The 17,670-nt window shown below is 42.9% G+C and carries 14 protein-coding genes; 9 read left to right on the forward strand and 5 right to left on the reverse strand.

Going from position 1 to position 17,670, the window contains the following annotated elements:
- Positions 1 to 296 precede the first annotated feature (296 nt).
- A complete protein-coding gene (locus V7K69_RS24665; protein ID WP_335039209.1) occupies positions 297 to 1,034 on the forward strand; it encodes a class I SAM-dependent methyltransferase in 738 nt (245 codons plus the stop codon).
- A 341-nt stretch (positions 1,035 to 1,375) separates the two neighbouring features.
- Here V7K69_RS24665 and V7K69_RS24670 read toward each other — a convergent pair whose 3' ends face one another.
- Positions 1,376 to 1,780 (reverse strand): hypothetical protein, encoded by a 405-nt coding sequence (locus V7K69_RS24670; protein WP_335039211.1) that lies wholly within the window; start codon positions 1,778 to 1,780, stop codon positions 1,376 to 1,378.
- Positions 1,781 to 1,969: 189 nt separating this feature from the next.
- On the opposite strand from V7K69_RS24670, the gene ppsA reads away from it, so the two are divergent.
- From ppsA to V7K69_RS24690, 4 genes are all read left to right on the forward strand, one after another.
- Positions 1,970 to 4,468 carry a phosphoenolpyruvate synthase gene (gene ppsA / locus V7K69_RS24675; RefSeq protein ID WP_335039213.1) on the forward strand — a complete coding sequence of 833 codons (2,499 nt, stop codon included), beginning with the start codon at positions 1,970 to 1,972 and terminating at the stop codon, positions 4,466 to 4,468.
- 12 nt (positions 4,469 to 4,480) lie between these two features.
- Positions 4,481 to 4,915 (forward strand): element excision factor XisH family protein, encoded by a 435-nt coding sequence (locus V7K69_RS24680; RefSeq protein WP_334806693.1) that lies wholly within the window; start codon positions 4,481 to 4,483, stop codon positions 4,913 to 4,915.
- Positions 4,885 to 5,238 (forward strand): XisI protein, encoded by a 354-nt coding sequence (locus V7K69_RS24685; RefSeq protein WP_335039217.1) that lies wholly within the window; start codon positions 4,885 to 4,887, stop codon positions 5,236 to 5,238. The genes V7K69_RS24680 and V7K69_RS24685 overlap by 31 nt, the downstream gene beginning before the upstream one ends.
- A gap of 137 nt (positions 5,239 to 5,375) precedes the next feature.
- Positions 5,376 to 6,923, forward strand: a complete 1,548-nt coding sequence (locus tag V7K69_RS24690) for a dolichyl-phosphate-mannose--protein mannosyltransferase (protein WP_442936188.1) — start codon at positions 5,376 to 5,378, stop codon at positions 6,921 to 6,923.
- A gap of 34 nt (positions 6,924 to 6,957) precedes the next feature.
- Here V7K69_RS24690 and trmB read toward each other — a convergent pair whose 3' ends face one another.
- A complete protein-coding gene (gene trmB, locus V7K69_RS24695) occupies positions 6,958 to 7,626 on the reverse strand; it encodes a tRNA (guanosine(46)-N7)-methyltransferase TrmB (protein ID WP_335039221.1) in 669 nt (222 codons plus the stop codon).
- 492 nt (positions 7,627 to 8,118) lie between these two features.
- Between trmB and gyrA the strand changes: the two genes are divergently transcribed.
- The 4 genes from gyrA to V7K69_RS24715 all read left to right on the forward strand — a co-directional run bounded on the left by gyrA (position 8,119) and on the right by V7K69_RS24715 (position 13,453).
- The gene (gene gyrA, locus V7K69_RS24700; protein ID WP_335039224.1) at positions 8,119 to 10,740 is read left to right on the forward strand and encodes a DNA topoisomerase (ATP-hydrolyzing) subunit A; all 2,622 of its coding nucleotides are present in this window, start codon (positions 8,119 to 8,121) and stop codon (positions 10,738 to 10,740) included.
- Positions 10,721 to 12,325: an apolipoprotein N-acyltransferase gene (lnt, locus tag V7K69_RS24705; RefSeq protein ID WP_335039227.1), complete on the forward strand. Its 1,605-nt coding sequence runs from the start codon at positions 10,721 to 10,723 to the stop codon at positions 12,323 to 12,325. Before gyrA ends, lnt begins: the two co-directional genes overlap by 20 nt.
- A 78-nt stretch (positions 12,326 to 12,403) precedes the next feature.
- Positions 12,404 to 12,739 carry a DUF4870 domain-containing protein gene (locus tag V7K69_RS24710; RefSeq protein WP_335039230.1) on the forward strand — a complete coding sequence of 112 codons (336 nt, stop codon included), beginning with the start codon at positions 12,404 to 12,406 and terminating at the stop codon, positions 12,737 to 12,739.
- 336 nt (positions 12,740 to 13,075) lie between these two features.
- Positions 13,076 to 13,453, forward strand: a complete 378-nt coding sequence (locus V7K69_RS24715; RefSeq protein ID WP_190962623.1) for a hypothetical protein — start codon at positions 13,076 to 13,078, stop codon at positions 13,451 to 13,453.
- 73 nt (positions 13,454 to 13,526) lie between these two features.
- On the opposite strand, the gene V7K69_RS24720 is transcribed toward V7K69_RS24715, so the two are convergent.
- The 3 genes from V7K69_RS24720 to gap form a co-directional block, all read right to left on the reverse strand.
- A complete protein-coding gene (locus V7K69_RS24720) occupies positions 13,527 to 14,531 on the reverse strand; it encodes a transaldolase (RefSeq protein WP_335039235.1) in 1,005 nt (334 codons plus the stop codon).
- A gap of 234 nt (positions 14,532 to 14,765) precedes the next feature.
- The gene (gene pyk, locus V7K69_RS24725) at positions 14,766 to 16,196 is read right to left on the reverse strand and encodes a pyruvate kinase (protein WP_335039237.1); all 1,431 of its coding nucleotides are present in this window, start codon (positions 16,194 to 16,196) and stop codon (positions 14,766 to 14,768) included.
- Positions 16,197 to 16,572: 376 nt separating this feature from the next.
- Entirely contained in the window at positions 16,573 to 17,604 is a 1,032-nt protein-coding gene (gene gap / locus V7K69_RS24730; RefSeq protein WP_335039240.1) for a type I glyceraldehyde-3-phosphate dehydrogenase, read from the reverse strand.
- Positions 17,605 to 17,670: the final 66 nt, after the last annotated feature.

The following is a 17,670-nucleotide window of genomic DNA, read 5'->3' on the forward strand; positions in this document are numbered from 1 at the left end:
TCTATCAACCTTTTCGCCTTTCTTTAAGTATTTTTATGTTTTGTTGAGAAAGATCCGGGTAATGGATAGCTTTTTAAGGGGGATTTAGGGGGATCTAAAACGTTTTGCTACCAAGAAGAGGACTGTTCAAACACCCTCTTAGAGCTTGTCATGTAACAACCTTGCCTCTTTTGAGCTAGAAATGCCTTCTCAGTAAGCTTTCTAGATAATAAATTGTAAAAGTTGTTTCTTGACAGGCTCTTAGGCTCGTAATATGAATTTAGCCTCAAAATATTTATAAATAGCCTCTAAGTAATATGAATGAATGGTACAAAGAAGACCTCGCATTTATTCATGATGACGGTTTCCGTGACTTCGCTCTCAAATCCGCTCCCGGCATTTTAGAAATCCTCGCTCAAAACAAAATACATCATGGATTAGTGGTTGACTTGGGTTGTGGAAGTGGATTATGGGCAGAAGAACTTACTAAGGCTCATTATCGTGTTCTCGGAGTTGATATTTCTGAGTCAATGATTAATATTGCACGAACAAGAGTGCCGGATGCCGAATTTCGGATCGAGTCACTATTCAAAATAGAGATTCCGCCATGTAATGCTGTCACCTCCATTAGTGAATGTATCAGCTACCTGTTTGATCGAGACAACGATCGCCAAATTCTTGTTCAGCTTTTTCAGCGCATATATAATGCTTTAACTCCTGGGGGTGTATTCATCTTCGACATTGCCGAAAAAGGACAAGTTGCACAAGGTACTACAACTAAGGGTTTCACTGAAGGAGAAAGCTGGGTAGTATTAGTTGAAAAATCGGAAGATCGAGAGCAAATGATTTTGACACGCCGAATTATCAGCTTCCGTAAGATGGGGGAACACTACAGACGATCTGACGAAGTACACCACGTGCGATTATACGAAGCAACAGCTATTGCAAGTGAACTCTCTGGTGTTGGCTTTCAAGTTGAAACAACTCGCAGTTATGGTCAATACGTTCTCCCGAAGGGTCATATAGCATTTATTGCACGCAAACCAGGATTTTGAAGAAGGCAGGAGGCAGAGGGCAGAAGGTTCAATTTAGAAGGGGATTCAACATCGTAGTTAATTGGGGCCACAAAACGAGAAAATTTGGTGGGTATCTTAAACCCAAGTTCGATGATTGTCACGGGCGCTAGTGCAGAAAACAGTATTCCAACTGAGCCTCCTGCCTCCTGCCCTCTGCGTTTCTTGATAAATACCTGAATCAAATCCAATATCTAATTTTTTTTGTTATGGTGATCCCAAAGGAATTGTTAAGTACTTAGGAGGTGTGAACCGAGTAAAAAGCCAATTAAATTGTATATTAAAATACAAATTTATATAGACAATTTATCTATAAAGTGTATCTATTTAGGTTGGGCAATACGCTCTTCAATATCTTCTAATGTTTGTAACAATAGACTCCTTGCCTGCAATTGCCAACCCCATTTTTGAATTCTGTAAGCTGATACAGTACCAAGTATAGCGGCTAACAAACAGAAAGGTTGATTTAAAGAAATTCCGAATAACAAACCCAATCCAGCAATTCCCCAAAATGGTAAGGCTACTGTTTGTCTTTGCTCTTCGACAATTTGAGTAATTATATTAGAAGATTGCTTATTAACTAATAATGCTTCTTTGACTTGTCGCTGTTCGGCTGCGGAGACTGATAAACCTATTTTACGGCGTAGTTTTTCCATTTTCCGGGCATCAGTACTGTACTCAGTTAACTCATCTTCTGCCATTTTTAGTAGTCGTTCTAATTGCGCCATTGTGTATTGCATCCGGTATTTTGATCAAGCTCTTAACCTAAATATTTGTTAACTTTTATTGACTATAAAGTTGTATTTAATCGCCAAATTTAAAGTTACACGACAGAATGAAAAATCTAAAATTAAAGATGGGAAAAATATACTAAAGGTTACGCACTTACAAATTGAGTATAAATTTAAAAGGTAATTATGACTACAATATCTAAAAGCACTTTATCTCCATCTGCTCAAGAGCGATCGCTCATCTTATGGTTTGATGAAGTTGGAATTGCTGATATCCCGTTAGTTGGTGGTAAAAATGCCTCACTGGGCGAAATGATTCAACAGCTAACGCCTAAAGGGATTAACGTTCCTACCGGATTCGCCACCACTGCTTACGCCTATCGTCATTTCATCAAATCAGCAGGTTTAGAAGCAAAGCTACGCAAACTATTTGCTGACTTGGATGTTGAGGATGTCAAAAATTTACGAGAACGGGGGAAAAAAGCGCGATCGCTATTAGTACACACTCCATTTCCTATAGAATTGCGAGAGGCGATCGCTACAGCCTACCAAAGTCTTTGTGAAATATACCATACAGAGACAGATGTTGCAGTCCGTTCTAGCGCCACTGCTGAAGACCTTCCCGATGCTAGTTTTGCTGGGCAGCAAGAAACTTACCTCAACGTTGTCGGTGTGGAAGGAGTTTTAGCAGCTTGTCACAAATGCTTTGCTTCCATATTTACCGATCGCGCCATTTCTTATCGCCATACCAAGGGATTTGACCACTTTAGCATTGCTCTGGCTGTGGGTGTGCAAAAAATGGTGCGCTCTGATTTAGCAACCTCTGGGGTGATGTTTTCCATTGACACAGAAACCGGGTTTAAGGATGCGGCACTAATTACAGCCGCCTACGGTTTAGGTGAAAATGTTGTCCAAGGATCTGTAAATCCCGATGAATATTGTGTTTTCAAACCAACTTTAAAAGCTGGTTTCCGCCCAATTATCGATAAAAAATTGGGCAGTAAAGAACTGAAAATGATTTATGATGACGGCTCCAAATTTACGAAAAATGTTTCGGTTTCCCCCAGCGAAAGAGGTAAATTTGCCCTGAGTGATGAAGAGATTTTACAACTAGGAAGTTGGGCGTGTTTAATTGAAGATCATTATTCTCAAGTCCACGGTATATCGACTCCAATGGATATCGAATGGGCAAAAGATGGCATTACTAATCAACTTTTTATTGTGCAAGCGCGTCCCGAAACCGTCCAGTCGCAGAAGACAGGAAATGTGCTGCGGAGTTATCGGTTGGTATTGGGGAATCGGGAATGGGGAATCGGGAATGGAGAAAATTCCCACTCTTCACTCGCTGATTCTCAATCACCCATTCCCCTGGTGACGGGAAGTGCAATTGGAGAAGCTATTAGTCAAGGGAAAGCCCGCCTAATTTTAGATGTTCAGAAACTCGAACAGTTTCAAGTTGGGGAAGTTTTAGTGACAGAAAGAACCGATCCCGATTGGGAACCAATTATGAAACGCGCCAGTGCAATTGTCACCAATTCTGGTGGTAGAACGTGTCATGCAGCAATTATTGCGCGAGAATTGGGTGTCCCTGCGATCGTGGGATGTGGCAATGCTACGGAAATACTGAAACCTGGTCAAGAGGTAACAATTTCTTGCGCTGAAGGGGAAGAGGGAAAAGTTTATGCAGGTTTATTACCTTTTGAAGTTGAAGAAGTTGCTTTAGAGAACTTACCGCGTACCCATACTCAAATTTTAATGAATGTGGGTAATCCCCAAGAAGCATTAAGTTTATCGGCAATTCCTAACGATGGCGTAGGTTTAGCAAGAACAGAATTTATTATTGCTAACCAAATCCAAATTCATCCAATGGCGTTGATTCATTATGAATTGTTGAAAGATGAATTTGTCAAAGCTAAAATTGCTGAGATTACCTCACTTTATGAAGATAAACCTCAATATTTTGTAGATAAATTAGCTCAAGGCATTGGGAGAATTGCCGCAGCATTTTATCCGAAACCAGTGATTGTGAGAATGTCAGATTTCAAAAGTAATGAATATGCGAATTTGTTAGGTGGGCGACAGTTTGAACCCCATGAAGAAAACCCAATGCTGGGTTGGCGAGGAGCGGCACGTTACTATGATGAAGGCTACAGAGAAGCTTTTGCCCTAGAATGTCATGCCCTCAAACGGGTACGGGAAGAGATGGGTTTAACGAACGTTATCCCGATGATTCCTTTTTGTCGCACTCCTGATGAAGGGCGTTTGGTTTTGGCAGAGATGGCAAAAAATGGTTTAAAGCAGGGTGTTAACGGCTTGCAGGTTTATGTGATGTGCGAGTTGCCCAGTAATGTGATTCTGGCTGAAGAATTTGCTGAGGTATTTGATGGTTTCTCCATTGGTTCAAATGATTTAACTCAACTGACACTAGGGATAGATAGGGATTCGGCGTTGGTAGCGAGATTGTTTGATGAACGTAGTCCAGCTGTGAAACGAATGGTAAAAATGGCCATAGAAGCAGCGAAAAAATGCGATCGCAAAATCGGCATTTGTGGACAAGCACCCAGTGATTACCCAGAATTTGCTCAGTTTTTGGTTGAACAAGGAATTGACTCAATTAGTCTGAATCCAGATTCAGTTTTAAAGACAATGCTAGAAGTAGCAAAAGCCGAGGGTACTAATTCATAATTCGAGTAATTTATGCCTGTTAGAGACCGTTATCACGAGAACGTAAAAAATGCCCTAATCAAAGATGGCTGGACGATTACCGATGATCCATTTCATTTGAAGTGGGGAAAAAGGGATATGTATGTTGATTTGGGTGCAGAGAAATTGATTGCTGCTGAAAAGGAAGGACAGCAGATAGCCGTTGAGATTAAAACGTTTCGCAGCGTATCAGACATGACCGCTCTCGAACACGCATTGGGACAGTACCTTGCATACCGCTCTGTCATGACTAGAACTAATCCTGATCGCGTCCTTTATCTCGCCGTTCGGGACGAAGTATACGCCGATATCTTTGATGAGCCAATTGCTAAACTTTTGGTAGAAGATTACAAAGTTCATATTGTTTTATTTCAGCTAGAGCAAGAGGTTATTTTTAAATGGATACCTTGGAGCAATACAGGCAGTTGATTCGGAATATTCTCATTGAACATACAAAAATCCCCTTTAGCGCTGGCGATATTCAATTTGAGACGGTTTTCGACGGCGAACAAGATCGCTACCTATTGATGATTTTGGGAAGAGAACCAGCCTATGATTTGTCTCCTACTGTGACTCGTCGCGTTCATGGCTGTCTGATTCACATTGATATTATTGATGGCAAAATTTGGATTCAACGTGATGGTACTGAAGAGGGGGTAGCAACGGAACTGGTGAAGGCAGGGATAGCAAAGGATCGGATTGTGTTAGGATTCCGTTCTGAAGAACTGCGAAAAGATTTAGAATTTGCGTAGTTTACCGCCGCAGGCATCGCATAACCAACAGTGGTTGAACTTCTGGATCACTGCCTGTAATATAGCGATCGCTATATTCTGCTGATTATTAACCTATGCCCAATGCCCCATACCCCATGCCCCATACCCAATACCCAATAACCAAAAAATGGTTCCGAATTGGGCTGTTGGGTATATTTATCCTCTCACTCGCCTTGAGGTTTTGGGGATTGGAGCGATTCAATACTCTGGTATTTGATGAAGTTTATTTTGCTAAATTTGGTAATAACTATCTCACGCATACACCATTTTTTAATGCTCATCCGCCGTTAAGTCAATATATGATTGGCATCGGCATTTGGCTTGGCAGCCACATTCCTTTTTGGCACGATACAGTAAATGGGCTAACGGGTTCAATGCGATCGCCTTGGACTTATCGGTGGTTCAATGCCCTTACAGGCTCATTTATCCCTTTAGTTGTAGCTGCGATCGCTTATCAGTTGAGTTATCGCCGTAGCTTTGCTTTGCTTGCAGGTTTATTTACAGCTTGTGATGGTATTTTTCTAGTTGAATCTCGTTATGCTTTAAGTAATATTTATATTGTTATTTTTGGTTTATTAGGACACTGGTTTTTATTATTAGCATTAGATAAGCAAAATCGGCGACGTTCATTTTGGTTAGTTTTTGCTGGCATTGCTTTTGGTGCATCAGTCGGTACTAAGTGGAACGGTTTATGGTTCCTATCAGGTGCTTATCTTATTTGGATAGTAGCTTGGGTAATTCAGGGAACGCATTCTTTTTCTAACGCCAAACTTTTTTTTACATCCCCCTCAATGGAAGAGGCAGGAGGCAGGAGTCTGGAGGCAGGAGGCAGGAGCCAGGAGGTAGGAATTAGTACTTATTCTCCACCATTTATACCATCTCCCTCATCTGAGTCACCACTACAAAACTTAACTCAAATAAATATTTTCCAGATGTTATTTTATCTAGGAATAATTCCAGCTTTTATCTATAGCATCATCTGGATTCCTCACCTTCAGCTAGATAAAACTTATGGATTTATTGCAGTACATGAGCAAATTTTGAAATTTCATTTACATTTAGGTGGTAATAGTTCGGATGTACATCCTTATTGCGCTGCGTGGTACAAATGGCCTTTGATGATTCGACCAATGGCATATTATTATCAAACGGCTAAAAGTATTACTGAACCATTACCTGTCATGGGGCCACCTTTACCTGCTGGTGCTGGACAAGTTATTTATGATGTCCATGCAATGGGCAATCCCTTTTTGTGGTGGTTTGGTGTTGCTGCCATGTTATTTTTAGTAGGAATGCTGGTGTCACAAGCCGTAATTCCTTGGGTGAAAGAAAAGCGTTTTTCTGTGCCTGCAACTCTTAGTGTTGATACTTGGATTGGGTTGTATTTAATTATAAATTATGCTGCTAACTTAGCACCTTGGGTAAAAGTGACAAGGTGCGTTTTCATATACCATTATATGTGTGCAGTCGTATTTATATTTTTAGCGATCGCTTGGTTTGTCGATCAGTGTCTTCGCAGCTATTATCAACAACTCCGGGCGCTAGGTGTTACCATTACTTTTATCATTCTGGCTGCTTTTATTTTCTGGATGCCTATTTATCTGGGTTTACCCCTCTCACCTGACGGTTATAAACTGCGGATGTGGTTCAACTCTTGGATTTAAAGGGGTATAGGGTATTAGGCTAGTAATAACATCTCTAATCTGTACTTATTACCCTTTCAAACAAAGCCCGATAAACAGGTTCACCCTTTTTTTGTGTGCCTATTTCCCGTTCTGTGGGCACTGGTAGCGGATTTTCGGCTAACCATTCTTCTGCACCAACTTTCTGATAAGCTGGGTGGGCGGCGAAGCGATCGCGCATTTCCACCGCGATAAATTCCATGTCTGATTGCACAAACACAACGCCACCAACCGCAAGATAATTCGCTAATTCTGCCACTAGTTCTGGTTGCACCACACGGCGTTTAGCATGGCGGGTTTTAAACCAAGGATCGGGGAATTGAATTGTAACGCGCTGTAAACTTCCTGAAGGGAAGGAAGATAACAGCGATGCCTGCGGCGGGCTATGCCTACGCAGTGAGTTATTCACATTGCAAAATAAGTAGTGCAGATTTGTTAAAGCCAACTCAGAACGTAACTTATTCGCCTCCACTACCAAAGGTTCTCGAATTTCTAAGCCTAGATAATTCCAATTGGGTTCAATGCTGGCCATATTTAACAAAAATTTCCCTTTAGCGCAGCCAATATCTAAATGTAGTGGTTGATTTGGCTTTGCATAAATTTTTTCCCAGTCAAGGGGACTTGCTGGTGTTTGATACTTTTTAGCAAGTGGATTAACATGCTGGCGGACTCGGACTGCTGCCAAAATTTCCTCTCCTTTACGTCAAAATATTTTGTTGATTATGAATACCAATTTCTGCAACTTCACCTTTAAATTTCATCTTGGAAAGCTTTTTCCAATTCTGCTATTTTTTGCCTAGAAATTATCAACTATGCTTTTATTTGTCAGACCTGATTGAACAAAAATTATAGGAAATAATGGTTATCAAAGTAAAAGCTGATAAAGCCAATTTTAGATTGTTTTCTTAAATTTACTCTGTCATGTTTCAAATAAGGCAAATTTGCATCAAGCAATCTTTTATTTTACCGATCTTGTTGAATAGCTAAAAGCTTCCCAAATGTGAGTTATTATATCTTTTTTCACTAGAGATTTTGGATTAGCTGCCCAGGCAAAAAACGGCAATATTATGCTAGAATTATATCAAATTATGGCAATTATTCAAGAGTAATTTAGAATAATTTTGCGCTTTGTTGAGTAAACAAGCTAAAATCTACGATTTTTGGAGATTTTTAGGTTATGACAACCTCACAGGAGAGGATTATCCCGATAGATTTGCGAACCGAAATGTCGCAGTCTTATCTGGAATACGCCATGAGCGTGATAGTGGGTCGGGCGTTGCCAGATGCCAGGGATGGTCTCAAACCTGTGCATCGCCGCATTCTCTACGCAATGCACGAGCTAGGTCTGCTCCACGATCGCCCGTTTAAGAAATGCGCCCGTGTGGTGGGGGAAGTGTTGGGTAAATATCACCCCCACGGCGACACAGCAGTATATGATGCCTTGGTGCGGATGGCGCAGGATTTTTCCATGCGATCGCCCCTAGTTAACGGACATGGTAACTTCGGTTCGGTAGACAATGATCCGCCAGCCGCCATGCGGTACACAGAATGCCGCTTACAAGCTTTAACTAGCGCGGGTTTACTACACGATATTGAGTATGAAACCGTAGATTTCGCTGATAACTTCGACGGTTCCCAACAAGAACCCACAGTCTTACCGGCACGGATTCCCCAATTATTGCTCAACGGTTCCTCTGGGATTGCTGTGGGAATGGCAACCAACATTCCGCCGCACAATTTGGGCGAATTGATTGATGCTTTAGTGGCTGTAATCCATAATCCCGAAATCACCGATCTCGAATTAATGCAGTATGTCCACGGCCCAGACTTTCCAACTGGGGCGCAAATTTTAGGCACATCTGCGATTCGAGAAGCTTACACAACCGGGCGTGGTTCCATTACCATGCGTGGTGTCGCTAACATTGAAACCGTTGAACAACGGGGACGGCCAGATAGAGAAGCAATTATCATCACCGAATTGCCCTATCAAACCAATAAAGCGGCGCTGATTGAAAAAATCGCCGAAATGGTGAACGAAAAGCGGCTAGAGGGCATCGCAGATATCCGGGATGAAAGCGATCGCGACGGGATGCGAGTTGTCATCGAACTTAAGCGTGATGCTTATCCCCGCGTCGTTCTAAACAACCTTTACAAACAAACGCCACTGCAAGCCAACTTTGGGGCGAATATGCTGGCGTTGGTGAATAGCGAACCCCAGGTACTCACCCTCAAGCAGTTTTTAAGCGTCTTCTTAGATTTTCGCATCGAATCCATTGCCAGACGCACCCGCTACGAACTGCGAAAAGCCGAAGAACGCGACCATCTCCTGCAAGGGTTACTAATTGCGCTGTCTCACTTAGATCCAATTATTGTCTTGATTCGCCATGCGCCCGATGCGCCCACAGCCAAAGGCGAATTAATCACAACTTATGGACTCTCGGAAGTGCAAGCAGATGCGATTTTGCAGATGCAATTGCGGCGATTAACTGCCTTAGAAGCAGACAAAATTCGTTTGGAACACGACGAATTACAAGCAAAAATTACCGATTTGCAAGATATTTTGGCACGCCGGGAGAGAGTGCTAGAAATTATCGAAACCGAAGTCGCGCAACTGAAAACTAACTTTGCCACACCCCGCCGCACGGTAATTTTACCAGGGGAAGGGGAATTAGACGATCGCGACTTAATTGCCAATGAAAAAGCGATCATTCTGGTGACAGAGCAAGGTTACATCAAACGGATGCCAGTTAATACCTTTGAGGCGCAAAGCCGTGCTACCAGAGGTAAAGCCGCAGCCAAGGTCAAAGATGATGATACCATTGAGCATTTTTTGACTTGCTGCGATCACGACAGTATTTTATTCTTTAGTGAACGTGGTGTTGTTTATTGCCTGAGAGCGTACCAAATTCCAGCGAGTTCGCGTACCAGTCGCGGTACACCTATTGTCCAAATGCTACCGATTCCCAAAGAGGAAAAAATCACCTCGATTGTACCCGTTGACGAGTTTAGCAGCGAAGAATATCTGGTCATGCTCACTAAGGGCGGCAATATCAAGAAAACCGAATTGGCAGCCTTTAGTCATATTCGCGCCAATGGTTTGATTGCCATTTCCTTAGAAGAAGGCGACCAACTGCGCTGGGTACGACGTGCGAGAGTCGAGGACAGTGTAATCATTGGTTCTCGTAACGGGATGGCAATTAACTTCCGGTGCAACCACGAACAACTGCGTCCTTTAAGTAGGGCAACTCGTGGGGTGAAAGCCATGAAACTCAAAAATAAAGATGAACTTGTGGGTATGGATATTCTACCCGCAGCAATTCTTGAAACTTTGGATGTTGCGGAAGCCGAAACTGAAGATATCGAAGCAGTCGAAGCAATCGAAACAATCGAAACAGAAGATATCGAAATTACCGAAACTACTGAAGAGTCAGCAGAAGTGCCTAGTACTGGTATTGTTGGTCCTTGGGTGTTGGTAATTACGATGGGAGGATATGGTAAGCGCGTACCCGTTGCCCAGTTCCGACTACAAAATCGTGCTGGTCAAGGTTTAATGGCAACCAAGTTCAAAAACCGCAAAACTAAAGATAAGTTGGCAACCCTACGCATTGTCAACAATGATGATGATGAAATCATGATGGTGACAAATCGCGGTATTATCATCCGTCAAGCGGTAAATGCAATTTCTATCCAATCGCGATCGGCAACTGGAGTCAGAGTGCAACGTTTAGACGAAGATGACGCTATTACCGGAGTAGCAATAGTTCCACCTGATGCTACCGATGCAGAAGAAGCAGAGTAAAAAGCAGGGGGAGCATGGGAAGCAGGGGGAGAGGTTTATCTCTTTACTCCCTTGCTTAATTACCTTAGCTAGCGGCATTTTAATGGGGCTAACCGTTGCCCCTGTTGGTGCATGGTTGTTGGCTTGGATTGCCATAGTTCCCTTGTGGGTGCTAGTTGTCACTTCAGCCAAAGGTAAAAACCAATTCCCCCCTGCTTTCTTCTGGGGTATTGGTTTTCATGGTGTCGCCCTATCCTGGATTACAGGAATTCATCCAATGACATGGTTGGGCGTTCCCTGGTTGCCAAGCTTGGCAATCACACTTTTTTGTTGGGGATTTATCAGTGTCTTGGGTGGGGTATTCCTGACTATTTGGGCGGCTGTAATGGTTCGCCTGGGTGGAAAAAACCCGTGGTTACGTGTCCTGATTGGTACAGCCGTCTGGTGCGGCTTAGAGAGCCTTTGGAGTGCTGGCCCTCTGTGGTGGAGTTCACTTGCTTACACCCAAAGTCCGCACAATCTTGTAATTGTACATCTGGGGCAACTCTCTGGGCCTAATACAGTGACAGCTGCGATCGTTGCTGTAAATGGGTTAATTGCGGAAGGATGGACGAACCGCCAAGACGCCAAGGACGCCAAGATTTTCTCTGCGTCCTCTGCGCCTTGGCGGTTCGTTAATAAATACTGGGTTATCGTCACAGGATTATTAATTACCTTACACCTCATCGGTTTTTTCTTATACAGTCGTCCCATCGCTCAACCTCCAGAAGCGGCCTTGAAAGTGGGGATTGTTCAGGGTAATATCCCAAACCGACTTTTACGAAGTTCCGAAGGGTTTCGTCGCGCCCAAGAAAATTACACTAATGGGTATTTAACTTTAGCAGACCAAGGTGTAGATGCAGTTCTCACCCCAGAAGGAGCCTTACCTATTTTCCAACGCAACTTGATGCAAACTGCCTTAGTTGCAGCAGTAAAGGAAAAAGGTGTAGTTGGTTGGATTGGGGCTTTTGGCGAACGAGGAGACAGTTATACAATTAGCTTGTTTACTTTCAACAGTAAGGGTGAAATTGTCAGCCGCTACGATAAGTCCAAACTAGTACCTTTGGGAGAATATATTCCCTTTGAAGGAATTTTCGGCGGGTTAGTTCAACGCTTGTCGCCTTTGGAAGCACACCAAGTTCCTGGTTCAGCAAATCAAATATTTGACACTCCTTTTGGTCGTGCGATCGCTAGTATATGTTACGAATCTGCTTTTCCTGAACAATTTCGTCGTCAAGCTGCGGCGGGTGGGCAATTTATCCTCAGTTCTTCTAACGATGCCCATTACACTGCATCCATGCCATTCCAGCATCATGCACAGGATATCATGCGGGCAATTGAAAGCGATCGCTGGTCAGCACGGGCAACGAATACCGGCTATTCAGCTTTTGTAGATCCTCATGGGAGAACCTTGTGGATGTCTGGATATAATACTTACGAAACTCATGCTGAAACAATTTATCGGCGACAGACTCAAACTTTATATGTGCGTTGGGGTGATTGGTTAACACCTTTGTTGCTGGGATTGAGTGTCTTAGGGTGGTTTGTGCAGAGAGTGATTAACTAACGCTAATATCAGATCGTAACTATAGTGACATCCACGAGTAATAGTTACCATTTGAGTCTCTAAAAGAGGAATTGTGGCATGGAAGACATTCAGCAACGCAAGCTTTTATCCGCCCTAAGCCACGGAGCAATATTTTTTAGCTCTACGATTATCTCCATTGGCATACCGATTGCAATTTTGTTAATTAGTAATGACCCGATTATCAAAAGTAATGCCAAAGAATCACTCAATTTTCACATAAATCTTTATATTTATGCACTTATCTTTGCATTGCTGATTGTTGTGGGAATTGGGATTTTGTTGTTGATTGCTTTGGGTGTAGTCAGTTTTATTATGCCAATTATTGCCATTATTAATATTGTCAACCAGCCGAATGTGTCGTACCGCTACCCGTTTATTTTTCGATTTGTATAGTTAAAAGAGTTGTAAAAAAATTGTAGGTTAGGTGGAGGCTTTGCGTAACCCAACATTGTGATATATGTTGGGTTGCGCTCCGCTTCACCCAACCTACATCTAATGCACTAAGTATTAGGTAATTTCTCGCTTTGTTTTTTGTAAAAAATTATATTTTCCTAGAGAATCACTTTTTTAATTACACAATTTGAGCTACTTTACAATTATCCATCAGGATGAAATTTAAATACAGAATTTCATACCAAATTAAGTTTAAAAAAACTGTACGAGGGTTAATTTGCAGACTTTCGGGTGTTTTAATAAAGTTATTACCGAAAGTCTAGTAGAAGCAAAAACATGAAAGGTCTTAGGAAGTTATCCTCAATAGCGCTATTGCTATGTGCCTTTGTGTATCCGCCCTCATTAGCTGAAGCAAAAGATATTTCTTTAAATAATGCTCGCAATGAACAGAGCGCCGCACCAGAAGCTAATCTAGTTGGAGATAAAACTGGAGAGCTTTTAATTGCTCAACGGCGGCCAGGACGATACAGAATGATCCGAAGGCGGCAGATTATCCGACAGAGGCAGCCCTACGGACGATACCAAAATATCCGACGACGGCAGCCTTACGGAAGATACCAAAATATCCGACGACGGGATCAGTTAAGACAACGGCAGATTATCCAACGACGGCAGCCCTACGGACGATATAGCATTATCCGAGGTCGTTATTGAGCCAAGGTTGATACAACTAACTAATGGTTAGTGGTTGGTGGTTTAACCACTAACCACTAATTATGCTTATCTTTTAATGACTTGCTACTACTTCTCCTTCAAGGCGAACTAGTCGGTCTGCCAAAAGTTTTTCCAGGTCTTCTAATGCCTTGGTGAAACCTTTGATGCCCTCGTCTAGTTTGTCAGTTGCCATACGGTCAGCAGCGTGCATTTTGTCATAGCTAGCTTTGTCAATGGATATCTTTTCGATTGACAAACTTGCTGCCTTGGCGGGGTCAAGTTTACGTGGCAGTTCTGCAACAGTTGACTGCAATTCAGCCAAAAGTGATGGAGAAATGGTCAGCAAATCACTACCTGCAAGTTCAGTAATTTCACCAAGGTTACGGAAGCTAGCTCCCATAACTTCGGTTTTATAGCCGAATTTCTTGTAGTAGTTGTAGATTTTGGTGACAGACAAAACTCCGGGATCTTCGGTTGCTGGGTAGCTATCGCGTCCGGTGTCTTTTTTGTACCAGTCGAGAATCCGACCGACGAAAGGAGAAATTAGGGTAACGCCGGCTTCTGCACAGGCGATCGCTTGGTGAAGACCAAACAACAAGGTAAGGTTACAGTGAATACCTTCTTTTTCAAGAATTTCCGCAGCGCGAATACCTTCCCAAGTGCTGGCGATTTTAATCAAAACGCGATCGCGGCCAATTCCAGCAGCTTTATACTGGGCAATTAAATCCCGTGCTTTAGTCAGAGTAGCTTCGGTATCGTAGGACAAGCGAGCATCTACTTCTGTAGACACACGACCGGGAATAATTTGTAAAATCTTTAATCCAAAAGCAACTGCCAAACGGTCAAAAGCTAGAGAAACTATCTGTGCTTGGGTGGCTCCGGTTCCAGCATCTTTCTTCGCTTGCAGTAAAGTTTGATCGACAATTCCCTGATATTCTGGCATTTGCGCCGCAGCAGTAATCAAAGAAGGATTTGTGGTGGCATCTTGGGGTTTAAACTTTTCAATTGCCTGGATATCCCCTGTATCTGCGACCACAACAGTCACTTCTCGCAATTGTTCTAGTAAATTCTTAGACATAAAAGACTCCGTGATGTTTGTTTAGGATTTACTTATTCCCTAGCGAGTGCTGAGTACTGAGTTAGGAGTAGAAACGCGATTAATCGCGTCTGTACAAGAGTTATTATTCTCTTCCTTATCTTCCCAGTCACCAGTCCCCAGTCCTTAGTTCCTTCAATTCTGATTCTGGCAATTTTTCGGAATCATTGCCCAATTTTGCTTACTATCTTGAGCCACAGCCTTATTCTAAGTGGCTTATGCCGATATTGGCTGTCCAATGGAATGCACTTTGATTAAACTAGTTGTGCCCGATTTACCAATTGGAACGCCAGAGGTAATCACTACTTTATCGCCCTTATTAGCTAGACCCATATCTACCACTGTGTTCACCACATTGGTAAACATCTCTTCAGCATGGTGAACTGGTGGGATTAGCAAAGCTTCCACACCCCAAGAAAGTGCTAGTTGGCGATAAGCGGTGATGTCGGAGGTGAGAGCAATAATGGGAGAAGTCGGCCGATATTTAGACACCATTCTCGCTGTATTTCCAGAGGAAGTGTTACAGAGAATTGCCCGTGAGCCTGTTTCATAAGCGATGCGACACACTGATTCTGCTACAGATTCGGTAACGCTGAGACTACCTGCTTCATGACACCAGGCGTGTTTGCTACCCTCATCTAGAGCCTGTTCTGTCCGCACGGCGATATTGTGCATCATCTGGACGGCGGCGATGGGATATTGTCCAACTGCTGTTTCACCAGAAAGCATGACTGCATCCGTACCATCTAAGATGGAGTTGGCAACATCGGTTGCTTCGGCGCGGGTGGGATCGGGGGCGCTAATCATCGACTCTAGCATTTGGGTGGCTGTAATCACCGGTTTGCCAGCACGATTGCAACGGCGAATAATATCTTTTTGAATTAGGGGTACTTCGTGAATTGGCACTTCCACTCCTAAATCGCCACGGGCAATCATAATTGCATCCGCAACATTCAGAATAGAGTCAAAATTTTCTACTGCTTCTGCTCTTTCAATTTTGGCAATTAAGCGAATGGAAGCGCCAGCTGCTTCAATCATGCGCTTGGCAGGTTCTAAGTCTTGTGGCGATCGCACGAAGGACACCGCTACCCAGTCTACACCCAACTGAATCCCAAAGCGCAGATCCAGCAAGTCTTTTTCGGTGATGGAACTAACAGGCAAAGGAGTTTGTGGTAGGTTGACTCCTTTATGGGTGGAAATTAACCCGCCAGTTTTCACTTGGGCGCGAATATGATCGGCATCGCGATCGGTAACAATCAATTTGACGCGACCATCATTAATTAAAATCGGTTCACCTGGTCGCACCATTGCGAACAAAGTCGGTAATGGTAGAGGTATTTCTTCAATACTCTCGCCCTTTTCTTGCAAAACAAAAGTGACTTCAGTACCAGCTTCTAAATTTAACCCTTCCGGTGGTAAAGTTCCCAAACGAATCTTAGGGCCACACAGGTCTTGCATAATTGCAATTGGTTTTTGCTTCTCAGTGCTAATTTGTCTGAGATAGTGAGCAGTTTGGGCGTGGAATTCATAAGCCCCGTGGGAAAAATTCAGCCGCGCCACATTCATCCCAGCTTCTACTAAGCCTCGGAGATTTTCGGGTGCAGATGTAGCGGGCCCAACAGTACAAATGATTTTGGTTCGACGCATAGGGATTTAGGGGTTGAGGAGTAACCTGTGAATTTGTAATTCGTAATTCGTAATTCGTAATTCAGAAACTTCAGATTTTATTTGAGTTTTCGGGTTTAAATCTTTAGCCTTCTTTCAAAGAATTAGTATTACGAGCCAAAAATCACATTTGCTTCATATCACTGGTTTGCTAAATAAAATTTATTTTCGATATCTTTCCTATTTGACCCAAATCCCAAAAGTCAAAGGTTAATCACCAATGACCATCAAACAATTCGTAGTTCGTAATTATGTTTTGTAACGGGGATTTCAACCCCGACTAATAACATACAAGCTGTTTATTATTCGAGGCTATCAACCCCTATCCAATTACGAATTACGAATTACAAATTACAAATTACACTAGGGCGAGTTTTTCCTTTTGTGACATAGACAACATCAGGTCAATTACGCGATTCGAGTAGCCCCACTCGTTGTCATACCAGGCAATTACCTTGAAGAAGTTAGAATTCAACTCAATTCCAGCACCTGCGTCGAAGATACTAGAATGGGTATCGCCTTGAAAATCTGTGGAAACTACTTCTTCATCTGTGTATCCCAAAATACCTGCTAAAGAACCTGCGGCAGCCTCTTTCATAGCAGCACAGATTTCTTTGTAACTGGTGGCTTTGGCAGTTTTAAAAGTTAAATCAACTACAGAAACATCGGGAGTCGGAACTCGTAATGCCATACCAGTTAACCTACCCTTTAATTCTGGTAAAACCAGTGCGACAGCTTTAGCTGCGCCTGTGGAGGAGGGAATAATATTCTGGCTTGCACCTCGACCACCCCGCCAGTCTTTCTTGCTGGGACCGTCTACAGTTGGCTGAGTGGCAGTCATGGCATGAACAGTGGTCATCAACCCTTCAGTTAACCCAAAGTTGTCATTGATAACTTTAGCTATGGGAGCTAGACAGTTTGTAGTGCAGCTAGCATTGGAGACAATGATATCCTTGCTGGGGTCAAATAGGTGATGATTGACACCCATTAACAGCGTAGTAACTCTATCTGGATCTTTTGTGGGAGCAGAAATTACCACGCGCTTTGCACCTGCTTTCAGGTGGTTTGCGGCTCCTTCGTAGTCAGTGAAAAGTCCGGTGGCTTCCACGACATAATCTGCACCTGATTTTCCCCAAGGTAACTCTGCTGGGTTTCTCACCGACACACAAGGAATGAAGTGCCCATCAATGAGAATACCGTCTTCCTTGGCTTCAACCTTGTGCTTTAATTGACCGTGGGTTGAGTCGTACTTTAATAAGTAAGCAAGGTTATCTGGTGGTACTAAGTCGTTAATACCCACAAATTCAATATTGGGATTATCGATGCCAGCGCGAAGCACGAGTCGCCCGATTCGACCGAAGCCATTGATACCAACTTTCAATTTAGTCAAGATTAAGCCTCCCGTTGTGGAAGTTGAACAAAAGGAGAAAGTTAAAAGTCAAAATAGATTGCCTTT

The organism is Nostoc sp. (assembly GCF_036917775.1).
In the GTDB taxonomy this organism is placed as follows: Bacteria; Cyanobacteriota; Cyanobacteriia; order Cyanobacteriales; family Nostocaceae; genus Nostoc.

What these genes read in the sequence shown, in the direction of transcription:
- V7K69_RS24665 (WP_335039209.1), top strand. Translation starts at nt 297, where the DNA reads ATGAATGAATGGTACAAAGAAGACCTCGCATTTATTCATGATGACGGT.
- V7K69_RS24670 (WP_335039211.1), bottom strand. Translation starts at nt 1,780, where the DNA reads ATGGCGCAATTAGAACGACTACTAAAAATGGCAGAAGATGAGTTAACT.
- ppsA (WP_335039213.1), top strand. Translation starts at nt 1,970, where the DNA reads ATGACTACAATATCTAAAAGCACTTTATCTCCATCTGCTCAAGAGCGA.
- V7K69_RS24680 (WP_334806693.1), top strand. Translation starts at nt 4,481, where the DNA reads ATGCCTGTTAGAGACCGTTATCACGAGAACGTAAAAAATGCCCTAATC.
- V7K69_RS24685 (WP_335039217.1), top strand. Translation starts at nt 4,885, where the DNA reads ATGGATACCTTGGAGCAATACAGGCAGTTGATTCGGAATATTCTCATT.
- gyrA (WP_335039224.1), top strand. Translation starts at nt 8,119, where the DNA reads ATGACAACCTCACAGGAGAGGATTATCCCGATAGATTTGCGAACCGAA.
- lnt (WP_335039227.1), top strand. Translation starts at nt 10,721, where the DNA reads ATGCAGAAGAAGCAGAGTAAAAAGCAGGGGGAGCATGGGAAGCAGGGG.
- V7K69_RS24710 (WP_335039230.1), top strand. Translation starts at nt 12,404, where the DNA reads ATGGAAGACATTCAGCAACGCAAGCTTTTATCCGCCCTAAGCCACGGA.
- V7K69_RS24715 (WP_190962623.1), top strand. Translation starts at nt 13,076, where the DNA reads ATGAAAGGTCTTAGGAAGTTATCCTCAATAGCGCTATTGCTATGTGCC.
- V7K69_RS24720 (WP_335039235.1), bottom strand. Translation starts at nt 14,531, where the DNA reads ATGTCTAAGAATTTACTAGAACAATTGCGAGAAGTGACTGTTGTGGTC.
- pyk (WP_335039237.1), bottom strand. Translation starts at nt 16,196, where the DNA reads ATGCGTCGAACCAAAATCATTTGTACTGTTGGGCCCGCTACATCTGCA.